This is a genomic window from Mesorhizobium maamorense, assembly GCF_044998965.1.
Classification (GTDB): domain Bacteria; phylum Pseudomonadota; class Alphaproteobacteria; order Rhizobiales; family Rhizobiaceae; genus Mesorhizobium.
On the sequence record NZ_CP173356.1, the window covers coordinates 2,085,570 to 2,098,301 of the forward strand.

Sequence of the window (12,732 nt, forward strand, 5' to 3'; positions counted from 1 at the left end):
CGCCCAAAGTGACTTCGGGTTTTGGGAGAACGGCATGCACGAAAACAAAGACTCTAAGGTGCGTCGCATGAGTCTGTGTCGACGCGACGCGCTTTAGAGCCGGGTTCATGCCGAAATTCGAAGCCACCCGCCGCGTTTCCCACACGCCGGAACAGATGTTCGCCCTGGTCGCCGACATCGAAGCTTATCCGCAATTCCTGCCGCTTTGCGAGGCACTGACGGTGCGCTCGCGCAAGGAGCGTGACGGGCGCACTATCCTCGTCGCCGATATGAGCATCGGCTACAAGGCGATCCGCGAGACCTTCACGACGCAGGTGCTGCTGAAGCCCGACGAGCGTGCGATCGACGTCAAGTACATCGACGGTCCGTTCAAATATCTGACCAATGTCTGGCGATTCGACCCTGCCGACGGCGGCTGCGCGGTCTGCTTCTTCATCGACTACGAGTTCAAGAGCCGCATTCTGGGCGCCCTGATGGGCACGATGTTCGACCGTGCCTTCCGCATGTTCTCCGAAGCCTTCGAAAAGCGTGCTGATGTCATCTACGGTGCAAGACCGGCGTGAGCATGCCCAAGCGCGTGCAATCCCAGCTTGAGTGCATGGCTGACGGTCTCCTGGCGAATGAAATCACGGCCTTCATCGGCGAACAGCACCCGCTCGGCCGTCACCGGCCGGCCACTTAGGCCAATGCCGAACCAGACCAGGCCGACTGGCTTTTCCGGCGAGCCACCGCCCGGTCCGGCAACGCCGGTAACGGCGAGGCTGAGCCCGGCACGGGAGCGCGCCAGCGCGCCGGTTGCCATTTCGATCGCTGTCTCGCGTGAAACCGCGCCATGAGCCTCCAGCGTGGCGGCGGAAACCCCGAGCATGTCCATCTTGGCTTCATTGGAATAGGTGATGAAGCCGCGATCGACCACGGCGGAAGAGCCGGCGATGTCGGTCAGCGCGGCGATGATCATGCCGCCGGTGCAGCTTTCCGCCGTCGCAAGCATAATGCCGCGCTTCTGGCAGGCTTGCAGCAATGCATTTGCCAGTTCGCTGTTGCTCATCCCGGCACCTCGCCGGGAAACACCACGCTCGCCGTGGCGATCGCCGCAATGCCTTCCTCGCGGCCGACGAAACCGAGCTTCTCGTTGGTTGTCGCCTTGATGGAGATGCGGTCGGCAGAGATGGCCAGCATCTGCGACAGGGCAGCCGTCATCGCCTCGCGATGTGGGCCGACGCGTGGCGCCTCGCAGATCAGCGTGATGTCGGCATTGGCTATGCGGCCGCCGCGCGCGCGCACCAGCTTTGCCGCATGTTCTACGAAAATCCGGGAGGCAGTACCCTTCCACTGCGGGTCGGAGGGTGGGAAATGGGTGCCGATATCACCGGCGCCGCAGGTCGCCAGCAGCGCATCGGTAAGGGCGTGGAGCCCGACATCGGCATCGGAGTGGCCGGACAGTTTCTTGTCATGTGGGATGGCGATGCCGCAGAGCGTGACGTGGTCGCCGGGCTCGAACGCGTGGACGTCGTAGCCATTGCCGGTTCTAATATCGGGAAAGCGCATGCGCTCGCTGGAAAGTCGTTGGTCCGCCATGGCGATGTCCCGTGCCCAGGTGAGTTTGACGTTGTCCGGTGAGCCGGGAACGAGTTTGACCGGCATCTGCATCCACTCGGCGATCGCGGCGTCGTCGGTAAAGTCGGTTTTGCCGCTGTTATAGGCTTCCTCATGCATGGCCATAATCGCCAGGAATGGGAAACCCTGCGGCGTTTGCGCCGCGTGAAGCCCGCTCCGGGAAACCGTTTCGGCGACCATCCCGGCGGCGGATTCGCGTTTCAGCGTATCGGCGACGGGCAGCGCCGGGAGCGCGCCCTCGCGCTCGCCGATGGCTGCGATCGTGCGGTCGATCAGGTCCGCGTCGACGAAGGGGCGCGCCGCGTCGTGGATGAGAACCTTGTCCGGTGCGTGGCTTCTCAACGCCTGCAGTCCGAGTCGAACCGAGTCTTGCCTGGTGGGGCCACCCGCAATTGCCGTGACGCGATTGGAGTGTGCGCCGACGGCATGTCGAAAAAGTTCGTGATCCTCGGCGTGTATTGCCACGACGAGCGGGCCGATACGCGGATGCGCCAGGAAAATATCGATGACGTGGGCGATGACGGCGCGACCGCCGATCTGCTGATATTGCTTCGGGCCATCGGCCTGTCCGGCACGCGCGCCGCGGCCGGCCGCAACAATAACCACCGCGACCTTGCCGTTCGCCTCCAAAGCCCGGTTTTCGTTTCCGTCAGTCATGCCGATTGGCTTAGCGCACGATCCCCAAAAGTGTAATCGGTTTTCGGAGAGATTGTAGGCCGAACAGGAAGCCCTAAAACGTCCATTGCGTGTTCGTGCAAGGCGCGGCGCTTTGCTCGGGACTGCAGCCGAGCTCGGCATTTCCCAATTGCGCCGTAATGTGGCGTCATTCCGCGTTGCACATTGCGGCCGATATGGCTAGAGAATGTGCAGCAAATGAACATGCTTGGTTTTTGTGCATGCCTGACCTGACCAAATTGGCCGCACCTCTCGACGTCGGCGGCGTGAGTATCCGCAATCGCGTGTTCCTCGCGCCGATGTCGGGAATTACCGACGAGCCGTTCCGCCAACGCGCCCATGCGCATGGCGCCGGCCTGGTCGTGTCCGAAATGGTGGCAAGCGGCGAGCTCGCCAGAGGCAGGGCCGGCTGCGACCTGCGCATACGTCATTCGGGCCTGCCCGTCCATATGGTGCAGCTTGCCGGCCGCGAGGCGGCACACATGGCCGAAGGCGCGCGCATCGCGGCCGGCGAGGGCGCCGACGTCATCGACATCAATATGGGTTGCCCCGCCAAGAAGGTGACCGGTGGCTATGCCGGCTCGGCACTGATGCAGGACCTCGATCATGCACTGTCGCTGGTCGACGCCGTGGTGGAAGCGGTCGGCGTGCCGGTGACGCTGAAGATGCGGCTCGGCTGGGACGAGAATGCGCTCAACGCGCCCGACCTGGCGCGCCGTGCCGAGCAGGCGGGCGTCAAGATGGTGACGGTGCACGGCCGTACGCGCTGCCAGTTCTATCAGGGCAATGCTGATTGGCGTGCCATAGCCCGCGTCAAGGCTGCCGTGTCGATCCCGGTCGTCGCCAATGGCGATGTGTCTTCGCCTGCGCAAGCAGCCGCTGTTCTGGAGCAATCCGGCGCCGATGCGGTGATGGTGGGCCGCGCCCACTACGGCGCGCCCTGGGTCGCCGGAACCATCGCGGCCGCGGCGGCAGGCGAGCTTGCCCGGCTACCGGAAAGCGCTGCGGAACTGACCGACTACATCATTGCCCATTACGAGGACATGCTTGCGCTCTACGGCGTCGAGAGCGGCCTGCGCCAGGCGCGCAAGCACCTCGGCTGGTATCTGGACCGCCATGCCGGCGCCGTTGCCGACGAAAAGCGCAAGGCCATTCTCACGTCTTTCGATCCCGCGCGGACGATTACCTTGCTTCGCGAGGTGTTTTCGGCCGCCGAGCAAGCACCCTTGCGGAGCGCCGCATGAACGCCTCCGTCAGCCAGGGCCCGGAAATGGCGGATGCTGCCCAGATCGTGCTCAACACCATCCGCCGTCCGGTCATCATGATCAGTTCTGAGGGGTTCATCACCTTCGCCAACGCCGATGCGGAGGACTTCTTCCGCTCGAGCGCGACGATGCTCGCCCGCAACACGCTGTCAAAGCTCATTCCCTTCGGCAGCCCGTTGCTGACGCTGGTCGACCAGGTGCGCGAGCGCCGGGCCCCCGTCAACGAGTACCGGGTCGACGTGTCGTCTCCGCGTCTCGGCATCGAGAAGGTGGTCGATCTCTATGTCGCCCCGGTGCCGGAGTTTCCAGGCTCCGTCGTGGTGATGTTCCAGGAACGGTCGATGGCCGACAAGATCGACCGGCAGATGACGCACCGCGGCGCGGCGCGCTCGGTGACCGGCCTGGCGGCGATGCTGGCTCACGAGATCAAGAACCCGCTCTCCGGCATCAGGGGCGCTGCCCAGCTGCTTGAACTGTCCGCTTCCGACGAGGATCGCGCGCTGACGCGGCTGATAACCGACGAGACCGATCGCATCGTGTCGCTGGTCGATCGCATGGAGGTGTTTTCCGACGAGCGGCCGATTGACCGCTACCCCGTTAACATCCATGTCGTACTCGACCATGTGAAGGCGATCGCGAAGAACGGTTTCGCGAAAAAAATCAAGATATTGGAGGATTATGATCCTTCATTGCCTCCGGTTTTCGCCAACCGCGACCAGCTCATCCAGGTGTTCCTCAACCTGGTCAAGAACGCCGCCGAGGCGATCGGCGGCGATCCCCAAGGTGAAATCGTCCTGTCGACGGCCTTCCGGCCGGGCATTCGCGTTTCGGTTCCAGGCACTCAGGATCGCGTGTCGCTGCCGCTCGAGTTCTGCGTGCGCGACAACGGTTCCGGCGTCTCGGAGGATATCCTGCCGATCCTGTTCGATCCCTTCATCACCACCAAGCCGAACGGCTCGGGACTGGGCCTCGCGCTGGTGGCCAAGATCGTCGGTGAGCATGGCGGCATCATCGAATGCGAATCGACGCCGCGCGCGACAATGTTCCGCATCCTGATGCCGGCCTGGAAGGAAACGGCGCTCGGTGCCGATGAAGACGCTGAAGGAGACCGCAAATGACCGTTCGCGGCAATATTCTCGTCGCCGACGACGATGCGGCGATCCGTACGGTCCTCAACCAGGCCCTTTCGCGTGTTGGCCATGAGGTGCGCGTGACCTCCAATGCCTCGACGCTGTGGCGCTGGGTGGCGGCGGGCGAGGGAGATCTCGTCATCACCGACGTGGTGATGCCGGACGAGAACGCATTCGACATGCTGCCGCGCATCAAGAAAGCACGGCCGGAGCTGCCCGTCATCGTCATGAGCGCCCAGAATACGTTCATGACGGCGATCCGTGCCTCCGAGACCGGCGCCTACGAATATCTGCCGAAGCCGTTCGACCTCACCGAGCTCCTCAACATCGTCAACCGGGCGCTGTCGGAGCCTCGGCGCCCCAAGATCGACGCGCGGCCGGAAGAGCAGCCCGAGACCATGCCGCTGGTCGGCCGCTCGGCCGCCATGCAGGACATCTATCGCATGCTGGCGCGCATGATGCAGACCGACCTGACGGTGATGATTTCGGGCAGATCGGGCACCGGCAAGGAGCTGGTGGCGCGTGCGCTGCACGAATATGGACGCCGCCGTGGCGGCCCTTTCGTTGCCATCAACATGGCGGCTATCCCGCGCGACCTGATCAGATCGGAACTGTTCGGCCATGAGAAGGGCGCCTTCACCGGTGCGCAGAACCGCTCAACCGGCCGCTTCGAACAGGCCGAAGGTGGTACGCTGTTCCTTGACGAGATCGGCGACATGCCGATGGAAGCGCAGACGCGCCTGCTGCGCGTCCTCCAGCAAGGCGAATACACGACGGTCGGCGGCCGCACGCCGATCAAGACCGACGTGCGCATCGTCGCCGCCACCAACAAGGATTTGCGCACGCTGATCAACCAGGGGCTCTTCCGCGAGGATCTTTTCTATCGCCTCAATGTCGTGCCCCTCAGGCTGCCGGCACTGCGCGAGCGCTCCGAGGACGTGCCGGACCTCGTCCGGCACTTCTTCAAGCTCGGCGAGATGGAGGGTCTCCAGACCAAGCGTATCTCCTCGGGCGGCATCGAATTGATGAAGCGCTATCCCTGGCCGGGCAATGTGCGCGAACTGGAAAACCTGGTCCGCAGGCTCGCCGCGCTCTATTCACAGGACGAGATTTCCGCCGAGATCATCGAGGCGGAACTCAAGACCGGCGAGCGTCCCGTGGTGCCGGGCGGCGGCAACCTCATTCCCGACGACCTGTCCATCGGCCAGGCGGTCGAGCATTTCCTGCAGCGCTATTTCACCTCGTTTGCCGGCGAATTGCCGCCTGCCGGGCTGTACCAGCGCATTCTCTCGGAGGTCGAATATCCGCTGGTGCTGGCCTCGATGACCGCGACGCGCGGCAACCAGATCAAAGCCGCGGAACTGCTGGGGCTCAACCGCAACACGCTGCGCAAGAAGATTCGCGAACTCGGCGTCAACGTCTACAAATCGTCGCGCCAAGCCTGAGCCGGGATAGAGCCGAAGCGCTTTTCCGGGGGACTGTCCGCGAAAGATTTCCGTCCAGGCCACACTTGTTGCATAATCGCCACAATGCGTTGCATAGATCCGACGCAATCACTGGCTCTAGACGGCGACATGGCTTCGCAGGCTCCGACACCGAACGAACCGCTTTTCAACGACCCCGGCACGCGTGACGGGCGCCGGCTGCTGGCGCTGCCCGGCGTGGTGGCGGTCGTCGGTGCGCTGGTCATGGCGGCCATTTCGTTCGCGATCCTGGTCGGCGCGACGCCGATTGCGCCCGATGCCAGGACAACCTGGGCGCTGATCGCGCTCAACGCCATCTTCGTCCTGTTGCTGATCGCACTGATCGGCCGGGAGGTGCATCGCATCGTCATGGCGCGCCGGCATGGCAAGGCAGCCTCGCGGCTGCATGTGCGCATCGTGGCTATGTTCGCGCTCGTCGCCGCCATCCCCGCCATCATGGTGGCCATCATCGCATCGATCACGCTCGATATCGGCCTCGACCGCTGGTTCGAGATTCGCACCAAGACGATCGTCAATTCGTCGCTTTCCATCGCCGATGCCTATGTGCAGGAAAACGCGCGCAACCTGCAGGGCACGACGCTGTCGATGGCCTATGACCTCGACGCGTCGCGCACGCTTTACGGCCTCGACCGAACTGGCTTCCTCGATCTGATGAGCAAGGAGGCGGTGGGCCGCTCGCTGGCGCATGCCGCGCTGATCAAGCCCGACGGCTCCTTCGTGATGAGCGCCAAGACCGATGCCGACTTCGCCATGCCGGAACCGCCGGAGGGAGCGGTCGCCAGCGCCACCGACGGCAAGCCGGTTCTGATCGAGCCGCGCACGCGCAACATCATGGGCGCCATCGTCAAGCTGCGTGAGATCGAGGGGCTCTACCTCTACACGATCCGGCTGGTCGATCCCGAGGTGATAAAGGCGCGCCAGATCGTCAGATCGAACACCGACGAATATCGCAATCTCGAAGACAACAGGCGCACTTCGCAGGTGGCTTTCGCGTTGCCTTATCTGTCGTTGACTTTGATTATCATCCTGTCGGCAATCTGGACCGGCATTGCCGTGGCCGACCGGCTGGTGCGGCCGATTCGTCAGCTCATCGGCGCTGCCGACGAGGTCGCGACCGGCAATCTCGATGTCGCCGTGCCGGTGCGGCCGTCCGACGGCGACGTTGCCTCGCTCGGCAATACTTTCAACAAGATGCTTCAAGAATTGAAATCGCAGCGCAACGAGATCCTGTCCGCCAAGGATCTGATCGACGAGCGACGGCGCTTTTCGGAAGCGGTGCTGGCCGGTGTCACCGCCGGCGTCATCGGCGTCGATCCTTATGGCATCGTCACCATCGTGAACCGCTCGGCCGAGTCCATGCTGGCCATTTCGGCCAGTGCGGCGCTCGGGCAGAACCTTTCCGCCATTCTGCCGCATGTCGGCCGCGTCTTCGAGATCGGCCGCCAATCGGGCAAGCCCGTCTATCGCGAGCAGGTGACGTTTTTCCGCGCCGGCACGGAGCGGACTTTCAACGTGCAGATCACCATCGAGGCCGGCGATAACGGCACGGAGGAGAAATCCTACGTCGTGACGGTCGATGACATCACCGATCTGGTCCAGGCGCAGCGCTCCTCTGCCTGGGCCGATGTGGCGCGCCGCATCGCCCATGAGATCAAAAACCCGCTGACGCCGATCCAGCTTTCAGCCGAGCGCATCAAGCGCCGCTACGGCAAGGTCATCACCGAGGACCGCGAGGTGTTCGACCAGTGCACTGACACGATCATCCGGCAGGTCGAGGATATCGGTCGCATGGTCGACGAATTCTCCGCTTTCGCGCGCATGCCGAAGCCCGAGATGAAGTCCATAGACCTGCGTGAATCCCTGCGCGAGGCCTCCTTCCTGGTCGAGGTGAGCCGTTCCGACATCACGTTCGAGCGCATATTCGGCAACGAACCGCTCAAGGGTACTTTCGACAGCCGCCTGTTGGCGCAGGCTTTCGGCAACGTGATCAAGAACGCTGCCGAAGCGATCGACGGGCTGGAACAGAAGGACGGTTCGCACGGCATAATCCGGATTCAAGCCGGGCGTCAGAATGGCGCGATTCGCATCGACGTCATCGACAATGGCAAAGGCCTGCCGCGGGAGAATCGTCAGCGGCTGCTGGAGCCCTACATGACCACGCGTGAGAAGGGCACGGGCCTTGGTCTCGCCATCGTCAAGAAGATCGTGGAGGACCATGGCGGTAGGCTGGAGCTCCACGATGCGCCTGCGGATTTCCATGGCGGGCGCGGCGCGATGATCAGCATCATCCTGCCACCTGCGGCCGTGGCGCCAGCGCGCGGCGAAAGCAGGACGGAACACGAAAGAGAAACTGAAAAGGTCGGTAATGGCGTCTGATATTCTGATCGTCGATGACGAGGAAGACATCCGTGAGCTCGTCGCAGGCATACTGAGCGACGAAGGTCACGAAACCCGCACGGCATCCGATGCCGACACCGCGCTGGCGGCCATCGCCGACCGAGCCCCGCGGCTGATTTTCCTCGACATCTGGTTGCAGGGTTCGCGCCTGGACGGCCTGGCTTTGCTGGACGAGATCAAGACCATGCACCCCAACCTGCCGGTGGTGATGATTTCGGGCCATGGCAACATCGAAACCGCGGTCTCCGCCATCAGACGCGGCGCTTATGACTTCATCGAGAAGCCCTTCAAGGCGGACAGGCTGATTCTGATTGCCGAGCGTGCGCTGGAAACCTCCAAGCTGAGGCGCGAGGTTTCCGATCTCAAGCTGCGCAGCGGCGAGACCTTCGACCTGATCGGCATGTCGTCGGCGATGAGCCAGTTGCGCCAGACCATCGAGCGCGTCGCGCCGACCAACAGCCGCGTCATGATCATTGGCCCCTCCGGATCTGGCAAGGAGCTGGCCGCGCGCGCCATCCACACGCTGTCGGCGCGCAAGAGCGCGCCTTTCGTGACGCTGAGCGCCGCCAACATCACGCCCGAACGCATGGAGATCGAACTGTTCGGCACCGAATCGAACGGCGTCGAGCGCAAGGTCGGCGCCCTGGAGGAAGCCCATCGTGGCATCCTCTACATCGATGAGGTGGCCGACATGCCGCGCGAGACGCAGAACAAGATCCTGCGTGTGCTGGTCGAACAGCAGTTCGAGCGCGTCGGCGGCACCAAACGGGTCAAGGTCGATGTCCGCATCATCTCCTCGACGTCGCAGAACCTGGAGGCGATGATCGCCGATGGCCGTTTCCGCGAGGATCTTTACCATCGCCTTGCGGTGGTACCGGTGACGGTGCCGGGACTTGCCGAGCGGCGCGAGGACATTCCTTACCTCGTTGACAATTTCATGAAGCAGATCGCCCGTCAGGCCGGCATCAAGCCGCGCCGCATCGGCGATGACGCCATGGCGGTGCTGCAGGCGCACAATTGGCCAGGCAATGTTCGCCAATTGCGCAACAATGTCGAACGGCTGATGATCCTGGCGCGCGGCGAGGATGTCGATGCGCCGATCACCGCCGACCTGTTGCCATCCGAAATCGGCGATGTCATGCCCCGCACGCCGAATCAGTCGGACCAGCACATCATGGCGCTGCCGCTGCGCGAGGCGCGCGAACAATTTGAGAAGGACTATCTGATCGCCCAGATCAACCGGTTCGGCGGCAACATTTCGAAAACGGCCGAGTTCATCGGCATGGAGCGTTCCGCGCTGCACCGCAAGCTGAAGTCGCTCGGCGTCTGACCTGATAGGTTGAGCGGTTCGGCGTTTGATGCATTGCCGGCCCGGTTCGATACCTTGCTCAAGCAGTTCCGGCCGGAAAACCGTTACACGCTTTCTGGAATTGCTTCAGTGGCCCACGCGATTATCCATCACTGTTGAGGCGGAATCGCCTAAACAACCCGAAGCAGATCCCCCGAGGTGACAAATGCCGCGTATTGCCTATGTGAACGGGCGCTACACCGCTCATGCCGATGCCGCTGTGCATATCGAAGACCGTGGCTACCAGTTCGCCGACGGCGTTTACGAGGTCTGCGAAGTGGCGCGCGGCTTCATCGTGGACATGCCGCGTCACCTTGCCCGGCTGAACCGTTCGCTGAGCGAGCTGTCGATCGGCTGGCCCGTCACCCCAGGCGTCCTGCCGCTCATCATGCGCGAAGTGGTCAATCGCAACCATGTCGTCAACGGCCTTGTTTACGTCCAGGTCACACGCGGCGTCGCCAGCCGCGACTTCGCCTTCCCCTCGGCTGATACCAAGCCGTCGCTGGTGATCACCGCCAGGAAGATGGATCCCGCTGCTGGGACCAAGCGGGCCGAGACCGGTATCGCCGTCATCACCGTGCCCGAGAATCGCTGGGATCGCGTCGACATCAAGAGCACCGGCCTGCTGCCCAATGTATTGGCCAAGCAGAAGGCGAAGGAAGCTGGCGCGCAGGAAGCCTGGTTCGTGGATACGGACGGCAACGTCAAGGAAGGCGGGTCGTCGAATGCCTGGATCGTCACCAGGGACGGCGTTCTGGTCACCAGGCCCGCCGAGCACGGTATTCTGCGCGGCATAACCCGCACCACCATGTTTGAAGTGGCGGCCAAGCTCGGACTCAAGATCGAGGAACGCGGTTTTTCCGTCGCCGAGGCCAAGGCGGCGAGGGAGGCTTTCATCAGTTCCGCGACCACGATCGCCATGCCGGTCGTGGCCATAGACGGCGACCCGATCGCCAACGGCCACCCCGGCTCGATAACACTTTCGTTGCGGCAAGCCTTTTTTGACATTGCGGAAAAAAGTCCAGCCTGATAACCGCACAGGTGGAATGAACATCAATATATCTCGTTCTGCTTGTCGTTACTGACGACAAGACGGTGTTTGCGCGCTTGACATGTGCTGGTTAATTTGGCGCATTGGCCTGCAAACCGAAGGGGATCGGCGAAAGACAAGAACAATGGCGGAACGATCGCAAAACCTTCAGGACCTGTTCCTGAACTCTGTTCGCAAGAGCAAGAACCCGCTCACCATCTTTCTCATCAACGGCGTGAAGCTGACCGGCGTCGTCACTTCATTCGACAATTTCTGCGTCCTGCTGCGCCGCGACGGCCACTCCCAGCTCGTCTACAAGCACGCCATTTCCACGATCATGCCGAGCCAGCCGGTTCAGATGTTCGATGGCGAGGAAAGCCAGGGCGCCTGATTGGCACGTGAGAAGGACCCGGACCGCAGCGTTCGCGGAAAATCAGCACATCAGCCGGGGACGGAGGCCGAGGGTCCGACCCGGGCAGTTGTCATCGTGCCGGTGCTTACCCGCCAGCCGCGCGGCGAGGACGACACCAACCGTCCGCGGCTGACGCGCTCAGCCGAGGCCCGTCACGACGAGGCGGTCGGCCTTGCCCGCGCCATCGATCTCAATCTGATCCACACGGCCGTGGTTACCGTCAACGATCCACGTCCGGCGACCTTGCTCGGCAGCGGCAAGGTCGAGGAGTTGGCGGAGATCGTCAAGGAAGGGCATGCGGAGGTGGTCATCGTCGATCATCCGCTGACGCCGGTGCAGCAGCGCAACCTCGAGAAGGAATTCAACGCCAAGGTGCTGGACCGCACCGGGCTGATCCTCGAGATCTTTGGCGAGCGCGCCCGCACCAAGGAAGGCACGCTGCAGGTCGAGCTTGCCCATCTCAACTACCAGAAGGGCCGGCTGGTGCGCAGTTGGACCCACCTCGAGCGCCAGCGCGGCGGCGCCGGCTTCCTCGGCGGCCCCGGCGAAACCCAGATCGAATCGGACCGGCGCGTCCTGCAGGACAAGATCGTCAAGCTGAAGCACGAGCTGGAGACGGTACGCCGCACCCGCGACCTGCATCGTGCCAAGCGCAAGAAGGTGCCGTTTCCGGTGGTGGCCATCGTCGGCTACACCAATGCCGGCAAGTCGACGCTGTTCAACAAGCTGACCGGGGCAGGGGTGCTGGCGCAGGACATGCTGTTCGCCACGCTCGATCCGACGCTGCGCCGCGTGCGGCTGCCGCACGGCACGCCGATCATCCTCTCGGATACGGTCGGCTTCATCTCGGACCTGCCGACGCATCTCATCGCGGCTTTCCGCGCCACGCTTGAAGAGGTGGTCGAGGCGGATCTCGTCATCCATTTGCGCGACATTTCCGACCCCGATACCGCAGCCCAGGCTGAGGACGTCGAGCGCATCCTGGCCGATCTCGGCGTCGACGCTAGCGACGCCAAGCGGGTCATCGAAGTCTGGAACAAGGTCGACCTGCTCGATGAAGGCAATCGCGCACGGCTGCTTGCCGAGAGTACGGACGCCAAGGCGCCGCCCGTCGCCATATCGGCCGTCACGGGCGAAGGCATTGACGCGCTGAACGCGATTATCGAGACACGCATGTCCGGCGAGCTTGAGGATCTGACGGTGACGATCGGGCCGGCGCAGTTCGGCCTTGTCGACTGGCTTTACCGCAATGGCGATGTTGTTTCGCGAACCGACAATGACGACGGCAGCGCCACCATCTCCCTCAAGGCCACGCAAAGTGCCCGCGAAGAGATCGAAAGCAGATTGCGTCGCAAGAACCACGGCTGAAGGGAT

11 protein-coding genes are annotated in these 12,732 nt (G+C 63.1%); 9 read left to right on the forward strand and 2 right to left on the reverse strand.

All coding sequences use genetic code 11. The annotated features are described in order from the left end of the window. The first annotated feature begins 107 nt into the window (after positions 1-107). A complete protein-coding gene (locus ACIU1A_RS10815; RefSeq protein ID WP_140515423.1) occupies positions 108-563 on the forward strand; it encodes a type II toxin-antitoxin system RatA family toxin in 456 nt (151 codons plus the stop codon). Here the strand turns inward: ACIU1A_RS10815 and ACIU1A_RS10820 are convergent. Both ACIU1A_RS10820 and ACIU1A_RS10825 read right to left on the reverse strand, forming a co-directional pair. After that, entirely contained in the window at positions 542-1,048 is a 507-nt protein-coding gene (locus ACIU1A_RS10820; protein ID WP_404927268.1) for a CinA family protein, read from the reverse strand. The genes ACIU1A_RS10815 and ACIU1A_RS10820 overlap by 22 nt on opposite strands. Next, on the reverse strand, positions 1,045-2,274 hold the full coding sequence (locus tag ACIU1A_RS10825) for a bifunctional 2-C-methyl-D-erythritol 4-phosphate cytidylyltransferase/2-C-methyl-D-erythritol 2,4-cyclodiphosphate synthase (protein ID WP_404927269.1): 1,230 nt from the start codon (positions 2,272-2,274) through the stop codon (positions 1,045-1,047). Before ACIU1A_RS10825 ends, ACIU1A_RS10820 begins: the two co-directional genes overlap by 4 nt. 239 nt (positions 2,275-2,513) lie before the next feature. Here ACIU1A_RS10825 and dusB point away from each other — a divergent pair, with 239 nt between their 5' ends. The 8 genes from dusB (at position 2,514) to hflX (ending at position 12,726) form a co-directional block, all read left to right on the forward strand. Further along, positions 2,514-3,536, forward strand: a complete 1,023-nt coding sequence (gene dusB, locus ACIU1A_RS10830) for a tRNA dihydrouridine synthase DusB (RefSeq protein ID WP_404927270.1) — start codon at positions 2,514-2,516, stop codon at positions 3,534-3,536. Next, entirely contained in the window at positions 3,533-4,675 is a 1,143-nt protein-coding gene (locus ACIU1A_RS10835) for a nitrogen regulation protein NR(II) (protein ID WP_140564575.1), read from the forward strand. The genes dusB and ACIU1A_RS10835 overlap by 4 nt, the downstream gene beginning before the upstream one ends. Then, the gene (gene ntrC / locus ACIU1A_RS10840; RefSeq protein WP_404927271.1) at positions 4,672-6,132 is read left to right on the forward strand and encodes a nitrogen regulation protein NR(I); all 1,461 of its coding nucleotides are present in this window, start codon (positions 4,672-4,674) and stop codon (positions 6,130-6,132) included. Before ACIU1A_RS10835 ends, ntrC begins: the two co-directional genes overlap by 4 nt. 129 nt (positions 6,133-6,261) lie before the next feature. Further along, positions 6,262-8,547: a PAS domain-containing sensor histidine kinase gene (locus tag ACIU1A_RS10845; protein ID WP_181169983.1), complete on the forward strand. Its 2,286-nt coding sequence runs from the start codon at positions 6,262-6,264 to the stop codon at positions 8,545-8,547. After that, positions 8,537-9,898 carry a sigma-54 dependent transcriptional regulator gene (locus tag ACIU1A_RS10850; RefSeq protein WP_140557244.1) on the forward strand — a complete coding sequence of 454 codons (1,362 nt, stop codon included), beginning with the start codon at positions 8,537-8,539 and terminating at the stop codon, positions 9,896-9,898. Before ACIU1A_RS10845 ends, ACIU1A_RS10850 begins: the two co-directional genes overlap by 11 nt. A gap of 184 nt (positions 9,899-10,082) precedes the next feature. Then, on the forward strand, positions 10,083-10,946 hold the full coding sequence (locus ACIU1A_RS10855; protein WP_140638084.1) for a D-amino-acid transaminase: 864 nt from the start codon (positions 10,083-10,085) through the stop codon (positions 10,944-10,946). A 145-nt stretch (positions 10,947-11,091) separates the two neighbouring features. Next, positions 11,092-11,337 carry an RNA chaperone Hfq gene (hfq, locus tag ACIU1A_RS10860; protein ID WP_006202172.1) on the forward strand — a complete coding sequence of 82 codons (246 nt, stop codon included), beginning with the start codon at positions 11,092-11,094 and terminating at the stop codon, positions 11,335-11,337. Beyond that, positions 11,338-12,726, forward strand: a complete 1,389-nt coding sequence (gene hflX / locus ACIU1A_RS10865; RefSeq protein WP_404927272.1) for a GTPase HflX — start codon at positions 11,338-11,340, stop codon at positions 12,724-12,726. Positions 12,727-12,732 lie beyond the last annotated feature (6 nt).

Bases quoted from the DNA above. Each gene is read 5' to 3' on its own strand.
- ACIU1A_RS10845 (WP_181169983.1), top strand. From the start codon at position 6,262: ATGGCTTCGCAGGCTCCGACACCGAACGAACCGCTTTTCAACGACCCC.
- ACIU1A_RS10825 (WP_404927269.1), bottom strand. From the start codon at position 2,274: ATGACTGACGGAAACGAAAACCGGGCTTTGGAGGCGAACGGCAAGGTC.
- ACIU1A_RS10855 (WP_140638084.1), top strand. From the start codon at position 10,083: ATGCCGCGTATTGCCTATGTGAACGGGCGCTACACCGCTCATGCCGAT.
- ACIU1A_RS10815 (WP_140515423.1), top strand. From the start codon at position 108: ATGCCGAAATTCGAAGCCACCCGCCGCGTTTCCCACACGCCGGAACAG.
- ACIU1A_RS10820 (WP_404927268.1), bottom strand. From the start codon at position 1,048: ATGAGCAACAGCGAACTGGCAAATGCATTGCTGCAAGCCTGCCAGAAG.
- dusB (WP_404927270.1), top strand. From the start codon at position 2,514: ATGCCTGACCTGACCAAATTGGCCGCACCTCTCGACGTCGGCGGCGTG.
- ACIU1A_RS10835 (WP_140564575.1), top strand. From the start codon at position 3,533: ATGAACGCCTCCGTCAGCCAGGGCCCGGAAATGGCGGATGCTGCCCAG.
- ACIU1A_RS10850 (WP_140557244.1), top strand. From the start codon at position 8,537: ATGGCGTCTGATATTCTGATCGTCGATGACGAGGAAGACATCCGTGAG.
- hfq (WP_006202172.1), top strand. From the start codon at position 11,092: ATGGCGGAACGATCGCAAAACCTTCAGGACCTGTTCCTGAACTCTGTT.
- ntrC (WP_404927271.1), top strand. From the start codon at position 4,672: ATGACCGTTCGCGGCAATATTCTCGTCGCCGACGACGATGCGGCGATC.